The following is a 20414-nucleotide window of genomic DNA, read 5'->3' as shown; positions in this document are numbered from 1 at the left end:
AGATTATAATGACAGATGCTTATCGTCACCCGCCGTCACACGCTTAACGTGATTCTTTATCAAAACATATCCACTGACTAAGTTAAATCACCAATACGTAACGAGGGCTTGTTGCATTATTTCGGTGTGCTTAATCGAATTTTTAATAGTAAGCTGCCAAAAATATGGCATTGATGATGCTCAGCCCATAAGCTATATAATCTATCATGCTACACTAGCGATATTTTTATTATTCACCTGATAAATGGTTGGGTTATGACTGTTTCCTCTACGCCAAGCTTTATACCTGAAAGCCTTATGCCTTCAAGACTTGTATCTTTTACTAGCTTTAATAACAACACCGAGCAATTTCACAGCGCCGTACGGGCGCAACTGTCACAAGATATCGACGTGCTGTTTGCTTTTGCCAACCTGCCAAGCCCGCTGCTTGATGCCTGTCGTTATGTGATGACCGGTCAAGGTAAATTGGTGCGTCCGTTATTGGTTGCCAGTGCCTTTGATAGTGTTAATCAAAGCAATGCTAATGACAATGAAAATACAGATAAAAGCACTGACAATAAAAACAGCATGGCTAACGCTGATGGTTTGGAAGCTCTGTTAGAAAACGACTCCGATTATGATATGGCGCGCCGTGCGGCATTGGCGGTGGAGCTGCTGCATACCTATTCATTGGTACATGATGACTTGCCCTGTATGGACGATGATGAGCTGCGCCGTGGTCAGCCGACCGCTCATATCGTCTTTGAAGAATCGACCGCCCTACTCGCTGGCGACGTGCTACAGACGCTCGCCTTTGAAGTATTGACTGCAGAGCTGCCAACCTTTGCACCTTTTGATTCAGCCATCGCTAGCCAGCTTATCGCAATATTTGCGCCGCGTGCCAGACGTATGGTGTCAGGTCAAATGCTTGACCTGAATGCTGAGGCTAGTGCTAATATTTCACAAAGCGATCTAGAAGCTATCCACCGTGATAAAACAGGTGCATTGATTGAAGCCGCTATGCTTATGGGCGGCATCTGTGCTGGTGCGACCGCTCCGCAGCGTATGGCATTACAAGAGTGCGCCCAGCATATTGGTCTCGCCTTTCAAGTACAAGACGATATCTTAGATGTGACGACTAGCACCGATACCCTTGGCAAACCTGCTGGCAGCGATGAGAAACTAGATAAATCTACCTATGTGAAATTGATGGGTGTCGAAGACGCGACCAGCTATGCGCAATCGCTATTTAATGACGGACGTGCAGCCATCATTCGTGAACTGAGTCTTTATGAATCAAGCGGTAGCGAGCTTGGCAATGACGCAAACAACGATGCTTTACTGGCATTAATAGAATGGCTATGGGCACGTAAAAAATAGCCAAAAATTTAACCATCAAAGAACGGTAATGAGTGGTCAACATGGATAGTAACCCTACCCCGCGTATTTACCTTGGCACTGGCGGTTATAGCGATACCGATTTGCTCGGTACGCTGTATCCAACTGGCACAAAGAAAACGGACTTCTTACGTGAGTACGCCAAGCAATATGGCGCAGTAGAAATTAATAGTACCTTTTATGCGCCTATCGGACAGAAAGCTTTTGCAGGTATGGTTAATAAAGCCTATGCCGAAGCAAATAGTGAATTGAAGTTCGCCGTCAAGCTGCATCAGGACTTCACTCATGCGCGTAAGGGCACTGCTGAACATGCGCAAGCATTTTTAAATGCCCTATCCCCGCTTATCGAAGCCAATGCTCTAGCGCCATTATTATTACAATTCCCACATGGCTTTGATCGTACTCGTGAGCATCGGCTCTACCTGGCAAATCTCGTCAGTTGGTTTAAGGATTATCCATTAGCCGTTGAGTTTCGTCATAATGGCTGGCATACCCCGCAAGTGGTCGATAGCTTTAGCGAGCAAGGTCTCATTTGGTGTAGTGTCGATTACCCCAAAGTCAGCGGACTGCCGCCATCACGATTGATATTTACCGAGCGAACTGGTTACCTGCGTATGCATGGTAATAATCTAAACTGGTGGGATGCGATGAGCGCCGCTGACCGTCATGATTATCGCTATAGTAAAGCAGAGATGAACGACTGGGCGCAAGCAATTGCCAATCAGCGTCAGCATTTTGATACGCTGTATATCTTCTTTCAAAATACCGTTAATGCGCATGCTTATTATAATATTGTGATGTTGCGGGAAGCGTTGGGTAAGTTTGGGTTTGAGGTGTTGTAATATTTATTATCGATTTTAATACAATTAGGAGATTAGGAATATGCAAGGAAATTTAAGCATCAAAGGAATATCAGTTCAGAATATTTACTCTCAATATTCATCTGGAAAATATATTATTAATAGACGTTATCAACGCAAGTTAGTATGGGGTGTTGAAGAAAAGAAAAAATTCATTGACTCCTTACTCCAAGGCTTTCCAATACCTATGATTATAGTTGCAAATCATACAAAAGCAAATGGTGATAGCGCTTTCGAAGTCTTAGATGGAATGCAAAGGCTAAATGCAATCACTTCATTTATTGAAGGAGAGTTTCCAGTAAATGGAAAATATTATAACCTAGAATCAGTAGCTCAAACTAAAGTTTGTAAAGAAAACGGTACACTTTCTCAAAAAAATCCAGTCTTAGAAAACAGTTTATGTTCAATAATTTTAGACTACCCAGTTCCATTTTCAATATGTGATAATAATGACATTACAAAAGTGGATGAAAGCTTTAGAAGGATAAATACTGGTGGTAGAACTTTATCAAAGCAGGATTTGAGACAAGCAGGTGCACTTGGAAAAATTCCAGACTTAATACGTGATTGTTCGATATATGTACGCGGAGATAGCTCTCATTCTAATATTGTTGAACTTAAAAATATGAAAAATATAAGCCTTAGCACTAAAGGCTTAGGCTATGGTATTGACTTGAACGAAGTGTTTTGGGCAAAACATGGAATAATTACATATGAAAATATCAGGATGTCTCGTGATGAAGAGCTAGTTTCACATTTAGTTTCATATATAGCTGATTCGGAAAACGCAGGAACAACCTCTACTTATCTGGACTACATCTATGATTCTAACTCGGATGAATGTGAAACACTTAACTTAGCAATAAATAAGACTGGATCCGAAACAATTTATAGAAAATTCCATCATGTTTTTGATATAGTCAAAAAAACATTTGAAAGTAATAATCTTATTTTCAAAAATATTATTTTTAAGGAACGACCTAGCAAAGTTTCTATTGTATTCCAAGTTATATTTATTGCTTTCTACAAGGCACTTATAGTTCATAATTTAGAGGTAGGAAACTATAAGAATTTAGCTAACTCTTTGAATGACGTATATGACAAGCACCTTAAAGCTCTCAACAATAATAGCAAATGGCACAAAAGTGATAGAGAGAGCTTATCTGAATCTATATATGGTGTAATACGAAAACATTTTAAGCCAAGGTCTGGAACTGACAGAAACTTAAGTTCGTGGGTTGCAAATTTAGAAAATATCTTAAATGAATCTAAAACGGAACAGGTTTGCTACGACTTTAAATTAGGTCTACACCAGATAAACAACGGAAGTGGAGACTTCAATCAGAGAACATTTGATAAAATAATAAAAACTTTAACCGCTATGACTAATACTAAAGTTGGCGATTGCTATGTAATCCTAGGGGTTGCTGATAAGGAAAACGATGCAATAACACATAGGACACACTTTGGATCTGAATACATCAAATATAATGAATTTTGTATAGTTGGGATAGATGGGGAAGCAAAAACTTATCATACTACAATCGAAAACTATGAGAAAAAAATTCTCCAATTGATAGAACGTCAACCAATTACTGATACATTCAAGAAAATAATAAAAACTAATCTTGTTACTTTTACATATAACAATAGAGAAATATTGCTGTTTAAAGCTTCTAGAGGTTCTACTAATAACAAGCCTGAAAGATATGACGGTGATATATATACAAGAAACTTATCCCATTTAGAGAAAGTTACTAGAGATGATGAATTTGATTTTTTTGATATTTTTCGTAAAGAATCGAGCTATAGCCAAAATTAAGAATCGTCCAAAATTTCGCCTCATATCTTTGCCAGATCTAAACCAAAAAAAGGACGCCTCGCAGCGTCCTTTTTTATCAATCAAATACTTAGTGGTTAAAGATTACTCTTCAACACCAGCATCTTGACCTTTATATTTAGCGTTTGCGTAGTCCCAGTTCACTAGCTTGTCTAGGAACGTGTCAACATAGTCAGGACGACGGTTTCGATAATCGATGTAGTACGCATGTTCCCATACGTCACAAGTCAATACTGCGATTTGGTCATGTGCAAGTGGTGTGTCAGCGTTAGCCGTTTTGGCGATAGACAGTTTGCCACCGACTTTATCAGCAACTAGCCATGCCCAACCTGAGCCAAACTGAGTCAATGCTGCGTTTTTGAACTCTTCACGGAACTTATCATAGCTACCGAAGTCTTCTTCGATTTTAGCTTTCAAATCACCAGTAGGTTCGCCGCCACCATTGGTTGGCGTCATGCAGTTCCAATAGAACGTATGGTTCCATACTTGGGCTGCTTGGTTAAACATACCTTGCTTACTGTCATCTTTAGCAGTCGCTACGATGATTTCTGGCAATGTTTTGTCTTCTAGACCAGAACCTGGTAGCAATTCGTTGAGCTTAGTCACGTAGGCATTATGATGCTTGTCGTGATGATACTCTAGCGTCTCGGCACTGATATGTGGCTCTAGTGCGTCTTTTGCGTATGGTAGCTCTGGTAAAGTAATGTTTGACATAGTTATTTTATCCTTGCTTTTTTTAGCCGTCATTTGATAAAAACTCATTATAGAAACTGAATTTTACGCTATTTTTACATCATAAAAAACACTATAAAATAACGAACTAAATTGGCTGAGTTTATTGTTTGAAATGAATGTTATTGCTTAATACCATTTATTGTTTAACACAGTATCACGTATTATTATGAATCCAAAATCAACTTACTTTTGTTACAGTTTGCTCAAAAGCCAAGTGCTTGACTTCATAAGCATTTATTAACTTAATATTCACAAGCCATAAGATATCATTCACGGTAGCTTGGCGGCTATTATAGCAACAGTGGCGACAAATATCAGTTACCAAATGTTATGGATAACACTGTTAGTATAGCCTTTGGTTGTCTATAGACTAAGCGCAGAATGCCTTACCATGCCAATCGTGCTAGGCACTTAGCTGACTGATAAACTGATGAAATTGGCATTAAGAGACAGCTATAATTTAAAAACTGACCATACTTTCAATAATGATACTTTCACTAACCATATTCTTAATAATGACATAACGGAATAACCCTATGAGCACCACGAATACTTCACGATCCTCTACCCAATCAACCCCTGATAATCAATGGGTGCTTGCCAGTAATAATAAAGGCAAACTGGCTGAGTTTAAAAGGCTGTTTGCCGAGGCAGATTTGGATGTGACGATCATCCCGCAAGGACAGCTTGATATCGAAGATGCAATCGAAGACGGGCTAAGCTTCGTAGAAAACGCCATTATCAAAGCGCGACATGCCAGCCGTATCAGCGGAATGCCTGCGATTGCTGATGATTCAGGACTATGTGTGCCTGCACTCGGTAACGCACCGGGTATCTACTCTGCTCGCTATGCTGGCGAACACGGTAACGATGCTAAAAATAACGCCAAGCTCATCGCTGACTTGCAACCTATTCGTACTGAACACGCGAACGAGCCTATTAAAGGGTTATTTGTTTGCGTACTGGCGATGGTGCGCCATGCTGATGATCCGCTACCGATTATCGCGCAAGGTCTATGGCAGGGTGAGATATTAGAGACAGCGCATGGTGACGGCGGTTTTGGTTACGATCCGCTGTTTTGGTTGCCAGAGTTACAAGCTAGCGCCGCAAGCTTAAGTGCTGCTGATAAAAATATCATCAGTCATCGTGGTCAGGCGATTCAGCAATTATTGGCGCAGTTGCCGTTGTAGATAACCTTAAAACCTATAGTCGATTCAATTTATTCCTTTAGCTATTAATGCTGATACAAGAAAGTCTAGCGCAGAGGTACAAATCGTAGTTTAAGCGAGATTGATGATGTAGCGGATTCAAAGGGAATTGACGATAAAGAGATAATTTTTACTTTAATAAACAGATAGATTATACTGTTCTACTTTTAAAATTTTGTTGAAAGCCGTTATTTGTCTGTATAATTCACCAAAAAGCGTTATTATGCGGTGCATTAACGGTTTATGATTGATATCTGATAGCGCCTATTACTAAGATAACCGTTCCACATTTTAGTATCAGTCAGCGCCAGTGGTGACCAAAGGCGATTGCTCAAGGTACTGACTTTGACATTGCGCGCTATCGCTATCCCCTATTTATTCCAACGGCAACCCATGGTACACGCCCGTAATTTGAGGCGCGGTTTGTCTATTACCATTTAACCCTAAGTACTATTTAATCAAACGTACTATTTAATCCTAAAGGTGTAATTAACATGGCTACAGATTTACAAGTCACAACCAACAAGCTATCTAATAAAGAAACCCAATTGACAGTTAAAGTACCTGTCGAAAAAATTCAAAACAAAGTCGAAGGTCGTATTCGCCAAGTTGCGAAAACTGCCAAGATTGACGGTTTCCGTAAAGGTAACGTCCCTATGTCACACATCCGTTCACAGTACGGTGCTGGCATTCAACAAGAAGTCATAAACGATGTGATCCGTGATACCGTTTTTGAAGCGATCAAATCTGAAGACATCCGCGCGGTTGGCATGCCTAACATCGACGACGTAAAACTTGAAGACGATTTCTTGGTTTATCAAGCCACTGTTGAAATCTTCCCAGAAGTAGACGTGCAAGGTATCAATGAGATCGAAGTTGAGCGTCACACGGCTAAAGTAAGCGAAGAAGACGTCGACACTATGATCGAAAACCTTCAAAAGCAACGTGAAGAATTCGTTGAGAAAAAAGGTAAAGCGGACAAAGGCAATCAAGTAACTTTTGACTTTGAAGGCTCTATCGATGGCGAAAAATTCGAAGGCGGTTCTGCTGAAGATTTCAAACTGGTTATCGGTAGCAACCAGATGATTCCTGGTTTTGAAGCGGGTATCAAAGGCATGAAAGCTGGCGAAGAGAAAGTTATCGACGTGACTTTCCCAGAAGACTACCAAGCTGAAAACTTAGCGGGTAAAGAAGCTCAGTTCAAAATCAATGTAAAATTGGTTGAAAAATCTAAGCTACCAGAAATCAACGAAGAGTTCCTTGAGCTATTCGGCGTGAAAGAAGGCGGCATTGAGAAGTTAAAAGAAGACGTTCGCAAAAACATGGAACGCGAAATCAAAAACGCGGCTCGTAGCCAAGTTAAGCAAGCGACTTTTGACGCATTGCTAGAAAAGAACGAGTTTGATGTACCAAATGCTATGCTAGAGCAAGAAATCGAGCGTCAACGCAACATGATGATGCAACGTTTTTCTCAGCAGTTCGGTGCCAATGCTGATAGCTTCGATAAAGACATGCTACCAAATGAGCTATTTGAAGAGCAAGCGCTACGTGCTGCCCGTCTTGGCATCATCGTTGCTCGCGTTATCGATACCAAAGGCTTAGAAGTCGATCAAGAACGCGTTGAAACCTTCATCAAAGAAGCAGCTGAAAATTACGAAGATCCAAGCGAAGTAATCGAGTATTACACCAATGACAAGCAGCAGCGCGCGAACATTGAGTCTGTAGTACTAGAAGACCAAGTGGTTGATTATTTAATCGAGCAAGGTAAAGTAACTGACAAAGAAGTTAGCTACCAAGACCTATTAGCTGCACAGCAGCAAGGCATGTAATTTAGTGAGATAACTTAGCAATTTGCCATTCAATGGCAAATTGCTAATCTCAATCTAAACATGCTCTAACATAATGCTCTAACGCAATGCTCTAACATATGTGTTAGGGCATTTTTATTGGGGATTTATATGCTATCTTTATGGACAGTTTATAACCAAGCCCCTTGATAAATGGTTACAGACGCCTTATTAATAGTGAGTCAATCATTTTATTAATAGCACTCATGTTATAAATAGAAAATTATTTTTCACATGAAAAAGTTACTATTGCCTCAATAAAAAAGTTACCATTAGCTCAATTATTTTTAGCGATATCTGGCGCTTATTATTTCAGCCAGCGAATATTATTAAAAAGCGGCAACATTTAGCATGATGAGCAGCCATACAAGCGTAGCCGCTCGCTAGCTTCAATCCCTTTATTTTATGTACTTATAAACAGGACATCTTTATGACAGATTATGATCGCATCACTGCCAACCCACATTTTGATATGCTGATGAGTGCGCACAATGACGCACAAGGCATGCAATATACCAAAAGCGCCCCTCAAGCTGCGCATGCAGCATTAGTGCCAATGGTCGTTGAACAATCCTCTCGTGGTGAACGCTCGTTTGATATTTTCTCTCGTCTATTGCGTGAGCGCGTTATCTTTTTGACAGGTCAAGTCGAAGACCATATGGCCAATCTAATTGTCGCACAGTTGCTATTTTTAGAAGCAGAAAACCCAGACAAAGACATTCATTTGTATATCAATTCACCAGGCGGCTCAGTGAGTGCAGGCTTGGCAATCTTTGATACCATGAACTTCATCAAACCTGAAGTATCGACCATCTGTATGGGCGGCGCTTATAGCATGGGTTCATTCTTATTAGCGGCTGGTCAAAAAGGCAAGCGTTACTCTCTTGCCAATGCTCGTGTCATGATTCATCAGCCTTCAGGCGGCGCGCAAGGTCAAGCAACCGATATCGAAATTAATGCGCGTGAAATTCTAAAAACGCGTGCCCGTTTAAATGAGATTTTGGCAGAACGTACTGGTCAACCATTAGAGAAAATTGAAAAAGACGTTGAGCGTGACTTTTGGTTAGATGCGAAAGAAGCCAAAGAATACGGTCTGGTTGATGAAGTATTAGAGCGCCGCCCTACTTCTTTATAATTACCGCATAAGAGCAAAAGCTTTGATGGGCATCAAAAGCCTGAGCGTTATACGTTTTGGCTTTGATGTAAAAAATCAAAATATTTGTAAGTTTTAAATTTTAGGAGCGCCTTTTATGGCAGAAGATAACACCCCGCATTGCTCGTTTTGCGGCAAAGCCAAAAGCGATGTACAGCAGCTGATTGCCGCTGACGATGCCAATATCTGTAATGAATGTATTGAGCTATGTACCGATTTAATCGCTGATAGCGCTGAAGATGGCGATGATGACAGCGACATTGATACGTCTTGGGTCAATAAAAAGCTACCAACGCCAAAAGAGCTGCGTGCCAAGCTTGATGAATACGTCATTGGACAAGACGCTGCTAAAAAAGCACTAGCAGTTGCCGTCTATAACCACTATAAGCGTCTAAAAGTTAGCCAAACCTTAGCCAATGACAGCAAAAAAGCGAAGATTGGCGCTGACGATGCCATGGTTGAATTGGCTAAGAGCAATATCTTGTTGATTGGCCCAACGGGTTCTGGTAAGACCTTGCTGGCGCAAACCTTGGCGCGTCTACTGGATGTGCCTTTTGCGATGGCCGATGCGACGACCTTGACCGAAGCAGGTTATGTCGGCGAAGATGTCGAAAACATCGTGCAAAAGCTCTTGCAAGCATCAGATTATGATGTCAGTAAAGCAGAGCAAGGCATCATCTATATCGATGAGATTGATAAAATCAGTAAGAAAGGCGACAACCCGTCTATCACGCGTGATGTGTCAGGCGAAGGCGTACAGCAAGCATTGCTAAAGCTTATCGAAGGTACGGTTGCTGCCATTCCGCCGCACGGTGGCCGTAAGCATCCACAGCAAGAGCTGATCCAAGTTGATACGAGTAACATCTTAATCATCGTCGGTGGGGCGTTTGCCGGTCTTGATGCGGTTATTCAGCAGCGTACAGAAAAAGGCGGTATCGGCTTTAATGCAGATGTCAGCTCAAAAGATGATAGCAAACGCAGTTCAGAATTACTGCAACAAGTAGAGCCTGAAGATTTGATCAAATTTGGTCTTATTCCTGAGCTCATCGGTCGTCTTCCTGTTCTCGCTGCACTCACAGAGCTGGACGAGGACGCATTGGTGCAGATATTGACGGAACCAAAAAACGCCTTGGTTAAGCAATATAAGTATCTATTCGATATGGAAGGCGCTGACATTACTTTTACCAAAGAAGCGCTCGATGCAATTGCCAAAAAAGCCATGGCGCGTAAGACTGGTGCTCGTGGTTTGCGTTCTATCGTTGAAAATGCGCTCCTTGAGACTATGTACGAGTTGCCTTCGATGAAAAATGCCAAGACTGTCATCGTCGATGAGCAAGTGATTAATGAAGGTAAAACACCTGAAATCATCTTTTCTACCGACGACTCAGAGCAAATAGCGGTAGATGCTTAGCGGTTGTTATCAGCTTTATTAAAACTGTCATTGAAGTAAAGGCGTCTAGCATATCTTATGCTAGACGTTTTTTTATGGCTGCTCACTTATGATTTTTTTATGACAGCCAATGTATGAGTAAAGTGACAGCGGCGTCTATCAATCCTTCATAGCTAAAACCACAAAGCATGCTAAGGTAAATGTGCTACCAACACCTATCACTGATGAAACAAAGGACTGTTTATCATGCTTAACAATGTTACTTCTATCGCAACCTCATTACGTCAACACTTGCCTTTTCATACCACGACAGACCAAGTTATTACCCCTTATTATCATAATCATGTCGCGGCTATTACGGGTGCAGGCTCTGGTATGGGTCGCGAGCTGGCCATTCATTTGGCAAAGATGGGCTGCCACGTGGCGCTCTCTGATATCAACGCGGCGCAACTGGCACAGACCAAAGAATTGCTCGTCGGTTATGATATCAAAGCGACTATGACGGTGCTTGATGTCTCAGACTATAAAGCCGTGGAAGCGTGGGCAGATAGCGTCATGGCAGACCATGGCAAAGTGAACTTCATCTTTAATAATGCAGGCGTGGCGCTATATTCGACCGTGGAAGGCAGTAGTATTAGCGAACTTGAATGGGTGATGGACATCAATTTTTGGGGTGTGGTCTATGGCACCAAGGCATTTTTGCCATTGATTAAAAATAGTGTCAAACAAAGCGAATCGACGAATGGCAGCAAAAAAAGCAGATCGCGCCAACTTAACGAGCATGGTCACATCATTAATATCTCAAGCCTGTTTGGCTTGACCGCGCAGCCGTCACAATCTGCGTATAACGCCAGTAAATTTGCTGTACGCGGCTTTACCGAAAGCTTGCGTCAAGAGCTAGATATTCAGCGCTGCGGTGTGTCAGCGACCTGCATCCATCCCGGCGGGATTAAAACCAATATTGCCAATAGTGCCCGTGGCAATGACAGTATCAATGATATTGGCATGCGTACTGGCCCCAAAGCCATTCAGAGCTTTAATAAATTCCTGAAATTTGATGCAAGCAATGCCGCTTGGATTATTTTGCAGGCTGCCGCGACCAATCAACCGCGCTGTCTTATTGGCAATGATGCCAAGATAATCGACGCGGTACAGCGTGTCTTTCCAGCGACATACAGTCAAATATTGAACGATGTCCATAAGCTCTCTCGTAAGCTCAAACCACGCCGCCATAAAAAACCAAGCACACCAAAATAATATATTCTAAGAGTATTTGCCCACAAAAAAGCGCTTAAATATTGATAATATTTAAGCGCTTTTTTGATCGATAGAATGTCAACACTGTCTTTCAATATGGTTCTTCATACGGTATGAAATTAATTCATATCCCTCTAAAGCCAAAACACTTTATCTATTTATATACTTTAATTATTTAATATTTGATACAATTATGTTTCTAGCAACTTACAGATTGATGACTCATTCAGATTTTTTGCACAAAAATTAAGATTACTTCTGTCATTTTGACAGCTAAATTATCATAAAAATATATTATTATATATTATTTTTGATAATAAGGATATTCCAATGAAAATACTTTTAAGGGTCAAACCCTCTTCCTCCGTTTTACTGGCTGCTATCTTTGCTATTGGTGCGGTTAACCTGTCAGGCTGTAGTGAATCAGATACCAAGGCTGTCGACCGTGTCGAAGAAGCTGAAGCATTAGCCCGCGTTAAGTCACTTGAGGCACGTGCCGCAGAAATCAAAGACGAGATGGCTGCAAATCCAAGCGCCAAACTGACCGTTAGCATGCCAGATGAATCCACTATTCCAGATGATGAGTTCGGCGCAGCAGTACGTCGCGGCTTACAAATCGCCAATCATACTTATAAAGAGATGCCTGACAATGTCGGCAACCAGTTGAACTGTACCAGCTGTCACTTGGGTAATGGCTCAGAGGCCTACGCAGCGCCTTGGAATGGTATGCCGGGCATTTATCCTATTTATCGTTCACGTGCTGGTCGCGTTAATTCAATACAAGAGCGCATCAATGGCTGTTTTGAACGCTCAATGAATGGCAAAGCGCTTGACCTAGGTTCAGATGATATGAATGCGATGGTGTCTTATATGAGCTGGCTATCACAGGGCTTGCCCTACGGTGTCTCGCCTGAAGGTCGCGGTTTTGTTAAGGTAGACAAAACTTTAGAGCCAAATACGGACAATGGTAAAAAGCTGTTTGCTGAAAAATGTAGCGTTTGCCATGGTGAAAACAGCGAAGGTCAATATAACGACGATGGCACTTATATCTATCCAGCAGTAGCTGGAGACAAGTCCTTCAACGATGGCGCAGGTATGGCGCGAACTTATACAGCAGCAGCCTTTATCAAGGGCAAAATGCCGTTTGGTCAAGGTAACTCGCTTAGTGACCAAGAAGCGGTCGATATTGCCGCTTACTTTACCCATCTGCCGCGACCTATCAAAGCCAACAAAGACAAAGACTGGCCAAATGGTGATGCCCCTAAAGATGTACGCCGCTAATTAAAACAAGCTCATAATTTATATAGTAAAAAAGCCCAGCTATTTAAGTAGCTGGGCTTTTTTATTATTGATAGTTAGGACAATTTGCGTCCTTTATCTTTAATTTAAGGCAATTTCATATCACCATCAACCAGCCAGCCCACACGGCGCATCACATGAGCGACCACCCCTGCAATTAGGGCAGGTAATACAAACATCAACAGGATAATCGCTGTCCATAATTGACCCGTACTCATGATGTCTTGTGACGCCTCAATCACTCCAAATACACCGACCAATCCGGCGGTACCCATACCCGCACCCGTTGCCGTACATGCCAGTCCAAAACCTACTGTCGCAATAGGACCAACGATGGCACTGGCAATCACAGCAGGCAACAACACCAGCGGTTTTTTTAACACATTAGGAATCTGTAGCATACTGGTGCCCAGACCTTGAGATATTACGCCACTGACGCCGTTGTCTTTAAAGCTTGCAACGGCAAAACCAATCATGTGTGCCGCACAGCCTACCACGGCTGCCCCGCCTGCTACGCCACCAAGCCCAATTGCGATACAAATAGCAGCGCTGGACGTTGGCAATGTCAATAAAATACCCACCACCACTGCAATCACAATACCCATTAACAGAGGCTGTAACTCAGTGGCCGCTTGAATACCTTGACCAATGGCAGCAACCGCAGCGACGATAGGTGGATTCAATAGGGCGCAAACTGCTAATGCTACCGCGCATACCAATAAAGGAACCAATAGAATATCAAGCTTGGTTTTGCCAGCGACCCAAGTACCAGCACGATAAGCAAATACCGAGGTCAAATACGCCCCTATCGGATTACCCGGTAACGCAGCAAAGGTCGCAGGTCCGCCTACTTGGGGCGTAAATAACGTCCCTGCCATTAATGCTTCAGAGTGTGCGCCAAGCATACCCGCCACCAAGCAGCTGAGCATGACGAGCGTCGGTGCTTTAAGGTAATAGGCGATACCTACTCCGATACCCGCACCCATTAGTACTGAGGCAAGCTTGCCCACCGCAACCAATGCGGGCAAATCTAACCAGCCACCGATTTGCGAGATGATTAGACCAGCAATCAATGTGACAAATAGCCCTAAAGCCATGCCAGTAAACGCATCAATAAAATACTTTTGGAAAAATGCTTTCATGAAGCCGGTAGGCGGTGTTGCTAAATGAGAGACTGTCATAGCCATGCTCTTTATAAAATTTTTGATGAAAGGTAATAAACCAACAGAAAAATAACTTTGCTAAAAATCAGAGATAAAAAAAACGTCATTGCGACGCTTTTTTTATTATTCATAAAGAACTATAACTGTCATTAAACAGCATAACTTAACGACGCTGTTCAACAATAATGGAGTCAATACCGTTATTTTGTAAACGCTGCTGAGCAGTGGTTACTGCTTGGCGGTTATTCATCGGGCGAGAAATAACTTGATAGATTGGCAAACCATTACCCGTCGTATTCTTGACCACGCGAGCGTCTACACCTGCCATCAACACTTGAGCACGGCGGCGATCTGCTTCATCCGCATCACCGAAGCTGTTGATCTGCAAAATATATGTTGCCGCAGGTTTTGCAGCCTGGACGCTAGCAGTACCTGCGCCTGCATTATTGGTGGACGTATTATTGCTACTAGCAGGCGTCGATCCATCATAGGTCGCATCTTCTTCAACGATCACAATGTCATCGCCGCTATTACTGGTAGCAGCGCTATTGCCACGACTGGGCGCAATCACTGTATTTTCAGAGATACCAAAGTTACCAGTATCATCATTGCGACTGGCTGAACCATCTTCAGGTTGAGTCACCACCACATCAGGCTCAAAGGCACTGATATCCCCTATGCGATCATTGCCTGTCTCAGCAATATCTTCATCAGGAATAGTCGCCATCTCTTGATTGGGCAAAATATCATAGAACTCATAATCACCATTATCAGTATCAGTGTCGACACGTGGCTGTACCTGACGATCAGGATCATTACCAGCGGTGCTGTCAGCAGGACTGAAATCAAATAATGGTGACAAGTATATAAACACCCCTATCATAAGGGTCAATACAGCCCCTACAAACATCCACAATAAGCCTGATACGCTACTTGTTTTGCGTTTTTCAGTCGCACCTTTAGGTTTTTTGGCTAGCATGGATCTGGTTCTCCCTACTGAATCTAACTATCATCAAATTATGGCTGGCAGTCATCTATACTCATACTACATGTTAGAAAGTTACTATATACTAGAAAAAAACTACATGCTAGATGGTGCCGACAACCCTAACAAACTAAGACCATTGGCCAATACTTGGCGCACGGCTTTAGACAAACGCAAACGGGCTTGCATCAAATCCATCTCATCCGAACTTGGTGTCTCACCTGACGTCAAACTCACTGGCAGAATGCGATTGCTGTCATACCAACCATGAAATAGCGCTGCCAACTCTTTAAGATAGTTGGTCAAGACATGTGGCTCATAACCCGTCGCGGCGCGTAATAATGTCGCTGGATATCCTGCTAATAATTTAATCAGCTCGTCTTCGTTTGGTGCGCTAAGTAAGTTTTGATGTTCTAAACCAATCGCATCGTCTACCACAAGACCACTATTTTGTAGCTTTTCTAATACTCGGCAAACACGAGCATGCGCGTATTGAATGTAATACACTTGATTGTCTTTGCTTTGTGATTTAGCCAGCTCCAAATCAAAATCAATATGCACTTCAGGCTTACGGGCGACATAATAAAAACGCGCGGCGTCGTTACCAACTTCGGTACGTAAATCACGCAGGGTGACAAATTGACCTGAACGCGAGGACATTTGCACTTTTTCACTGCCACGCCATAGTGCAACAAATTGCACAAGCACCACATCTAAACGCTCGGCATCAATACCAAGCGCCAATAAAGCGGCTTTTACGCGTGGCACATAACCATGGTGATCGGCACCCCAAACATTGACCACTTTATCAAAACCACGATCAAATTTATTTTTGTGATACGCAATATCAGAAGCAAAATAAGTAGATTGACCATTGGCACGGCGCACAACACGGTCTTTTTCATCACCAAAATCGGTTGATTTAAACCAAATATTACCGTCTTTTTCGTATAGATAGCCTTTTTCATCTAAGGTTTGCAAGACTGGCTCAATCTCGCTATCGATCGATCTTTCGCTAAACCAGCACTCGTAACGCACACCAAAGTCATTTAAGTCATCTTTGATATCGGCTAAAATACTGCTCAATGCCGCATTTAAAAACAGCTCATAGCCCTCACCAAGCAAGGCTTTACTGTTGGCAATCAAGCCATCAATATGCGCTTCTTTGTCACCTGATAGCAGTGTTTTTTCGCCGTCCGCATTGATCTCAAACTCAGCATCTGCTGGCACATCTTTAGCGATTACTGCAAAGCTATGAACGTAATGATCACCATGTTGCGCTTTTAACATTTGGGCGATGTCACTGACATAATCACCTTGATAACCGTTGACTGGGAAGATTATTTGCTCACCGTTGGTTTCCAGATAACGCAAATAGGTACTGGTCGCCAAGATATCCATTTGACGACCGGCGTCATTGACATAATATTCACGCGTGACGTCATAACCAATCGCTTCCAGCAGGTTTGCCACGCTCATACCGAACGCTGCACCGCGACCATGCCCAACGTGCAAACTTGACGTTGGATTGGCAGAGACAAACTCAACCTGAATTTTTTGCCCGTCAAACTGATCGCTTAAACCAAAGCGATCTTGCAAGGCAAAGATATCATCTAATACCGCAAATTTGGCTTCCGCATTTAAGAACACGTTAATAAAGCCTGGACCTGCGATTTCTACTTGGCGAATGTCTTGGTTTTCAGGCAGCGCATTGACGATTTTTTCGGCAAGCTGTCGCGGATTGACCTTGGCAGCTTTGGCCGCTGTCAGCGCGATATTACTGGCGAAATCACCATGGCTTAAGTCTTTAGTACGGGTGATTTGGCTATTATTTTGCCAATCGCTTGGTAGCGTGCCATCTGCTTGTAGGGTTTGAATCGCATCGTTAAATAGTGATGCAAGTGTATCAATTTGGGCTTGTGACATAAGGATTTGAACTCAGTTAAATAAACAACAAAAACGGTATAAAAATGTGGCGAATGCGAGCAGCCAATAACTGCCTATTATAATAGCGACCGACATTGCAGGGGATAAAATAATACAAAAAAGATAAGTAACCTGTAAATATAACAATCTTTGCCCTGCATTGCACCATTTGCACCAAAATTAGCACTAAAATCTTACGGTTATGACAGTTAACACTGATAATTTAGGTGACTAGGGCTTGTCCTCATTGTAAAAATGGTGATAAACATGAGATAAATTGCCGTCAAGCAAGAAAAGTAGCGCAAATAATATCGAGATATTGATAAGCTATTTGACTATGTTTGGCAAAATTTGGCCATTTTTAGCCCATTTAGAGGATGATTGATTGAATTGAAGACACGCCCTAACAGGCGTTGTCTGTGCTTTCATTCACGATAAGTCAGATTGAAATGCTTTAAATAGATCAGGATTTAGCGCTGTTACCGATCAGTCAACCCTGCAAATTGTAGCGTTACTGTTGTCTCATACTTAGCAGCAGTTTATACCTGCTCGCTTCCGCGTTATAATAACAGTTTGTATTGCTGCCTGCTTTTTTCTGACTTATTTTATGGATTACTGCTTATATCATGAATGGTGATACTTCATTTTGAAGGCAGTTATTATCAAAAGATCCATAAAACAATATAAATAAAGGCGGCGTTACTACTTTATAGGATTATGCCATGTTTGCTATTGCTGCCAGTACGGTTACCAGTTGGGGATTGTATGTTTTACTACCCATATTTATCGCCTTCTTATTTTTTATTATGTGGGATATCTCTAAAGAATCTCAAGCTGGGCGCGCGGGTACATTTTGGATTTTCTTAGCACTAGGCGCAGGGTTTGTGGGCTTCTTACTCAAGCTATTATTGGAAGTCGCTTTTAAAAGGTGGTTGATATAATTTTTATATAATTAAGCAGTATCCTAACTGTCAATGATAGGTAATAAATAACTCGCCTATCACTGATAAATAAGCGGTTAAATAATCAATTAAAAAATACATGGCTCATGACGGCTTCACTTTATAGTGTGTCAATCATTCCTACCAAAGTATCACTCACTGAGCTTTGCTATCATTTTTTATGACTTCACTCACGTAAGTTGGTAAATCCCACGCACCACCAGCAAAACCGCGACACATTCCTGAGCTGGAATCTTCTGATTTGGCAAATGTTTGACCATTCCAAACCCATATCGCATGATTCCAGCAATCACCAATCCCACGGTCTTTATGCATCGCCCAAATCTCGCCATCAGAATAGTCATTGCCTGCGGTGGTGATTAGCTGCGAACTACGAGGGTTTGCGTTGTCTATAAGCCAATATCCATAGCTTTCATTATAGGCACCTTGCCAACAAAGATGACTGGCAAGCGTATGCTTGGCATCCACGGCTGTAAATTCCCAATCCAGTCTATCAGAACCATACTCTTGCATTCGTTGGTACGCGTCGGTCTTTGGATTAACCAGCTCACAGTCTCCCATCACCTCATCTGAGCCCATTAACTGCTCGTCATCAATATTCACCCACTTGTTTATATTGACCTGAAAGTACGCCTGTTTTGATGCAGATAGTGTCTTATTGTCTTTTTCTGAATACGAGAATGCCTTTTTGATGATTGGCTTTGGCTTAGCGGATTTCGGTGTTTGCTTACTTGTGTGGTTTTTACTCACCAATGCTATTGGCGTGCCTACTCTGCCTTGCACCTCATCAAGTTTGAGCAATACCGCACTCATACCTTTGTCGCTAATAGACCAATTTTTATCACCCGCTCTTATCTCTATCTTAGTATTTTGACGCGAATGACTCAGAAGTTGCTGAGTTTGCTTGGCGGTTAAATCGTACGCAGAACCATCAGCATCTGGTTGTAGCATGCCTTGGTTTTTGCCATTTAACCAAAGCTCAGCCTCGGTATTATTCTGCTTTGGAACCTCTGGTAAAAACTGTACTGTGGCACTTTGTAAAGAAACTTTAGGTAATACTGTGAGCAATATTGAGGCAGACGTATCTAATTGATCCTCTTCTGCATAACCTGCTGCGCGACAAGTCAATGTATTATCACAAACCACTTGCCAATCATCCTGCACAAAGCCCCACCCTTCAAATGGCGTACCATAGGCAGCATGAGCTGATATGGACGTCAATGGCAGCAAGCCCATCATAGCGCTGAGCAAAATCGTTAATTTTTTCACTGTCCATATTCCCTATGAGTGATACAGTGCGCACGCGCTACTTTTTGGCAATCAAAGTTGCACGCATCGGCGCAGGATACCCTTCCATGGTTTTAGTCGAGTCATTAGGATCCAAGAAGTCGGCTAGCGAATGATAAGTCATCCATTCCGTTTTACGTTGTTCCTCAATCGAAGTCACTGCTACATCCACGCAACGTACGTCTGAGAATCCTGCTTTTTCTAGCCAGCCTATCAATGCCGCGACTGATGGTAAAAAATACACGTTATTCATCTGGGCATAGCGGTCGTGTGGCACCAGTACGGTATTGGCATCACCTTCGATAACCAAGGTTTCAAGCACCAACTCACCGCCTTTGACCAACTGTCCTTTAAGCTGTTGTAAATGCTCAAACGGCGATTGGCGATGATAGAGCACCCCCATGCTAAATACGGTATCAAACAGTTGACTATGCTCGGGCAAGGCTTCAAGTGGTACGGGGATATAATGCGTTTTATAGCTATCAGCAGCCCCGACAAAATGCCGAATCGCCATAAACTGATGATAAAACAAGCAAGACGGATCAATGATAATGACCGTATCCGCGCCAGCGCCAGCCATACGCCAGCCGTGATAGCCAGAGCCACCGCCCACATCCAATACGCGACGACCTTTTAAATTACCCAAATGCGGTGCGACTCGCTGCCACTTCCAATCACTGTGCCATTCGGTATCAATCAATATTGGCGCGGCTTGTTGGTCTTCATTCTGACCACTATCTATTTGATTTTCGAGCTGACCACCAATTTGAAAAGGCCCTTTGCGCCACGGCATCAGCTGTTTTAATAATGCCATTGTTTGTTTGCGCTGAGACTCACTAAGATTTGCCTCAATCGTTAGAACATCACTGTTTAGATCGACATTATTGACGGTTAATGTTGGCAAACGAGCGACTGACGCTTGATAAGCAGGTGCATGCGCGTAGTTGGCTTTGTCCTTGATATCATTTAACCATGTTGGCAAGCGCGTAAGCCATTCATAAGCACGCGGCTGCTGCTGGGCTAACTCAAACAAGGTTAAATATAATTCGCGTTCGGCGTGGGTGATAGTTTCGTTAAGCATAAAAGCAGGTTACCGTATTGATCAAAAAACAACTGTGTTAAAAA

16 protein-coding genes are annotated in these 20414 nt (G+C 42.4%); 10 read left to right on the top strand and 6 right to left on the bottom strand.

Annotated elements, in window-relative coordinates:
* Positions 1-255: 255 nt before the first annotated feature.
* From ACI2JM_RS13000 to ACI2JM_RS12990, 3 genes are read left to right on the top strand one after another with little or no spacing between them, the layout of a single operon-like run.
* Positions 256-1359, top strand: a complete 1104-nt coding sequence (locus ACI2JM_RS13000) for a polyprenyl synthetase family protein (RefSeq protein ID WP_404644715.1) — start codon at positions 256-258, stop codon at positions 1357-1359.
* A 41-nt stretch (positions 1360-1400) separates the two neighbouring features.
* Positions 1401-2219 (top strand): DUF72 domain-containing protein, encoded by an 819-nt coding sequence (locus ACI2JM_RS12995; RefSeq protein ID WP_404644713.1) that lies wholly within the window; start codon positions 1401-1403, stop codon positions 2217-2219.
* Between the two features lie 40 nt (positions 2220-2259).
* Positions 2260-4059: a DUF262 domain-containing protein gene (locus ACI2JM_RS12990; RefSeq protein ID WP_404644711.1), complete on the top strand. Its 1800-nt coding sequence runs from the start codon at positions 2260-2262 to the stop codon at positions 4057-4059.
* A gap of 102 nt (positions 4060-4161) precedes the next feature.
* On the opposite strand, the gene ACI2JM_RS12985 is transcribed toward ACI2JM_RS12990, so the two are convergent.
* The gene (locus ACI2JM_RS12985) at positions 4162-4791 is read right to left on the bottom strand and encodes a superoxide dismutase (protein ID WP_045448006.1); all 630 of its coding nucleotides are present in this window, start codon (positions 4789-4791) and stop codon (positions 4162-4164) included.
* Positions 4792-5348: 557 nt separating this feature from the next.
* Here ACI2JM_RS12985 and rdgB point away from each other — a divergent pair.
* From rdgB to ACI2JM_RS12955, 6 genes are all read left to right on the top strand, one after another.
* Positions 5349-6002 (top strand): RdgB/HAM1 family non-canonical purine NTP pyrophosphatase, encoded by a 654-nt coding sequence (gene rdgB / locus ACI2JM_RS12980; protein ID WP_404644709.1) that lies wholly within the window; start codon positions 5349-5351, stop codon positions 6000-6002.
* Positions 6003-6514: 512 nt separating this feature from the next.
* Positions 6515-7849, top strand: a complete 1335-nt coding sequence (gene tig, locus ACI2JM_RS12975; RefSeq protein WP_404644707.1) for a trigger factor — start codon at positions 6515-6517, stop codon at positions 7847-7849.
* Positions 7850-8297: 448 nt separating this feature from the next.
* Positions 8298-9002 carry an ATP-dependent Clp endopeptidase proteolytic subunit ClpP gene (gene clpP, locus ACI2JM_RS12970; RefSeq protein ID WP_404644705.1) on the top strand — a complete coding sequence of 235 codons (705 nt, stop codon included), beginning with the start codon at positions 8298-8300 and terminating at the stop codon, positions 9000-9002.
* Between the two features lie 115 nt (positions 9003-9117).
* Positions 9118-10431 (top strand): ATP-dependent protease ATP-binding subunit ClpX, encoded by a 1314-nt coding sequence (gene clpX / locus ACI2JM_RS12965; protein ID WP_404644703.1) that lies wholly within the window; start codon positions 9118-9120, stop codon positions 10429-10431.
* Positions 10432-10656: 225 nt separating this feature from the next.
* Positions 10657-11667, top strand: coding sequence for an SDR family NAD(P)-dependent oxidoreductase (locus ACI2JM_RS12960; RefSeq protein WP_404644701.1), 1011 nt, complete (start codon positions 10657-10659; stop codon positions 11665-11667).
* 330 nt (positions 11668-11997) lie between these two features.
* Positions 11998-12948, top strand: coding sequence for a c-type cytochrome (locus ACI2JM_RS12955; RefSeq protein ID WP_404644699.1), 951 nt, complete (start codon positions 11998-12000; stop codon positions 12946-12948).
* Positions 12949-13052: 104 nt separating this feature from the next.
* Here the strand turns inward: ACI2JM_RS12955 and ACI2JM_RS12950 are convergent, their stop codons facing one another.
* The 3 genes from ACI2JM_RS12950 to argS all read right to left on the bottom strand — a co-directional run bounded on the left by ACI2JM_RS12950 (position 13053) and on the right by argS (position 17040).
* The gene (locus tag ACI2JM_RS12950; protein WP_404644697.1) at positions 13053-14147 is read right to left on the bottom strand and encodes a PTS transporter subunit IIC; all 1095 of its coding nucleotides are present in this window, start codon (positions 14145-14147) and stop codon (positions 13053-13055) included.
* Between the two features lie 145 nt (positions 14148-14292).
* Positions 14293-15108, bottom strand: a complete 816-nt coding sequence (locus ACI2JM_RS12945) for an SPOR domain-containing protein (protein WP_201502589.1) — start codon at positions 15106-15108, stop codon at positions 14293-14295.
* A gap of 102 nt (positions 15109-15210) precedes the next feature.
* The gene (argS, locus tag ACI2JM_RS12940) at positions 15211-17040 is read right to left on the bottom strand and encodes an arginine--tRNA ligase (protein ID WP_404644695.1); all 1830 of its coding nucleotides are present in this window, start codon (positions 17038-17040) and stop codon (positions 15211-15213) included.
* A 722-nt stretch (positions 17041-17762) separates the two neighbouring features.
* Between argS and ACI2JM_RS12935 the strand changes: the two genes are divergently transcribed.
* Positions 17763-17981, top strand: coding sequence for a DUF2788 domain-containing protein (locus ACI2JM_RS12935; RefSeq protein ID WP_045448016.1), 219 nt, complete (start codon positions 17763-17765; stop codon positions 17979-17981).
* Between the two features lie 156 nt (positions 17982-18137).
* Here ACI2JM_RS12935 and ACI2JM_RS12930 read toward each other — a convergent pair whose 3' ends face one another.
* Both ACI2JM_RS12930 and cmoB read right to left on the bottom strand, forming a co-directional pair.
* Entirely contained in the window at positions 18138-19271 is a 1134-nt protein-coding gene (locus tag ACI2JM_RS12930) for a DUF1176 domain-containing protein (protein ID WP_404644693.1), read from the bottom strand.
* 37 nt (positions 19272-19308) lie between these two features.
* The gene (gene cmoB, locus ACI2JM_RS12925) at positions 19309-20370 is read right to left on the bottom strand and encodes a tRNA 5-methoxyuridine(34)/uridine 5-oxyacetic acid(34) synthase CmoB (protein ID WP_404644691.1); all 1062 of its coding nucleotides are present in this window, start codon (positions 20368-20370) and stop codon (positions 19309-19311) included.
* Positions 20371-20414 lie beyond the last annotated feature (44 nt).

Origin of the sequence: Psychrobacter sp. NPDC064578, from assembly GCF_044901245.1 — a bacterium.
Taxonomy (GTDB): Bacteria; Pseudomonadota; Gammaproteobacteria; order Pseudomonadales; family Moraxellaceae; genus Psychrobacter; species Psychrobacter cibarius_C.
This window is presented reverse-complemented; position numbering and strand designations above follow the sequence as displayed.

Bases quoted from the DNA above. Each gene is read 5' to 3' on its own strand.
- clpX (WP_404644703.1), top strand. From the start codon at position 9,118: ATGGCAGAAGATAACACCCCGCATTGCTCGTTTTGCGGCAAAGCCAAA.
- ACI2JM_RS12945 (WP_201502589.1), bottom strand. From the start codon at position 15,108: ATGCTAGCCAAAAAACCTAAAGGTGCGACTGAAAAACGCAAAACAAGT.
- rdgB (WP_404644709.1), top strand. From the start codon at position 5,349: ATGAGCACCACGAATACTTCACGATCCTCTACCCAATCAACCCCTGAT.
- ACI2JM_RS12935 (WP_045448016.1), top strand. From the start codon at position 17,763: ATGTTTGCTATTGCTGCCAGTACGGTTACCAGTTGGGGATTGTATGTT.
- ACI2JM_RS12995 (WP_404644713.1), top strand. From the start codon at position 1,401: ATGGATAGTAACCCTACCCCGCGTATTTACCTTGGCACTGGCGGTTAT.
- clpP (WP_404644705.1), top strand. From the start codon at position 8,298: ATGACAGATTATGATCGCATCACTGCCAACCCACATTTTGATATGCTG.
- ACI2JM_RS13000 (WP_404644715.1), top strand. From the start codon at position 256: ATGACTGTTTCCTCTACGCCAAGCTTTATACCTGAAAGCCTTATGCCT.
- cmoB (WP_404644691.1), bottom strand. From the start codon at position 20,370: ATGCTTAACGAAACTATCACCCACGCCGAACGCGAATTATATTTAACC.
- ACI2JM_RS12955 (WP_404644699.1), top strand. From the start codon at position 11,998: ATGAAAATACTTTTAAGGGTCAAACCCTCTTCCTCCGTTTTACTGGCT.
- tig (WP_404644707.1), top strand. From the start codon at position 6,515: ATGGCTACAGATTTACAAGTCACAACCAACAAGCTATCTAATAAAGAA.
- ACI2JM_RS12990 (WP_404644711.1), top strand. From the start codon at position 2,260: ATGCAAGGAAATTTAAGCATCAAAGGAATATCAGTTCAGAATATTTAC.
- argS (WP_404644695.1), bottom strand. From the start codon at position 17,040: ATGTCACAAGCCCAAATTGATACACTTGCATCACTATTTAACGATGCG.
- ACI2JM_RS12960 (WP_404644701.1), top strand. From the start codon at position 10,657: ATGCTTAACAATGTTACTTCTATCGCAACCTCATTACGTCAACACTTG.
- ACI2JM_RS12950 (WP_404644697.1), bottom strand. From the start codon at position 14,147: ATGACAGTCTCTCATTTAGCAACACCGCCTACCGGCTTCATGAAAGCA.
- ACI2JM_RS12985 (WP_045448006.1), bottom strand. From the start codon at position 4,791: ATGTCAAACATTACTTTACCAGAGCTACCATACGCAAAAGACGCACTA.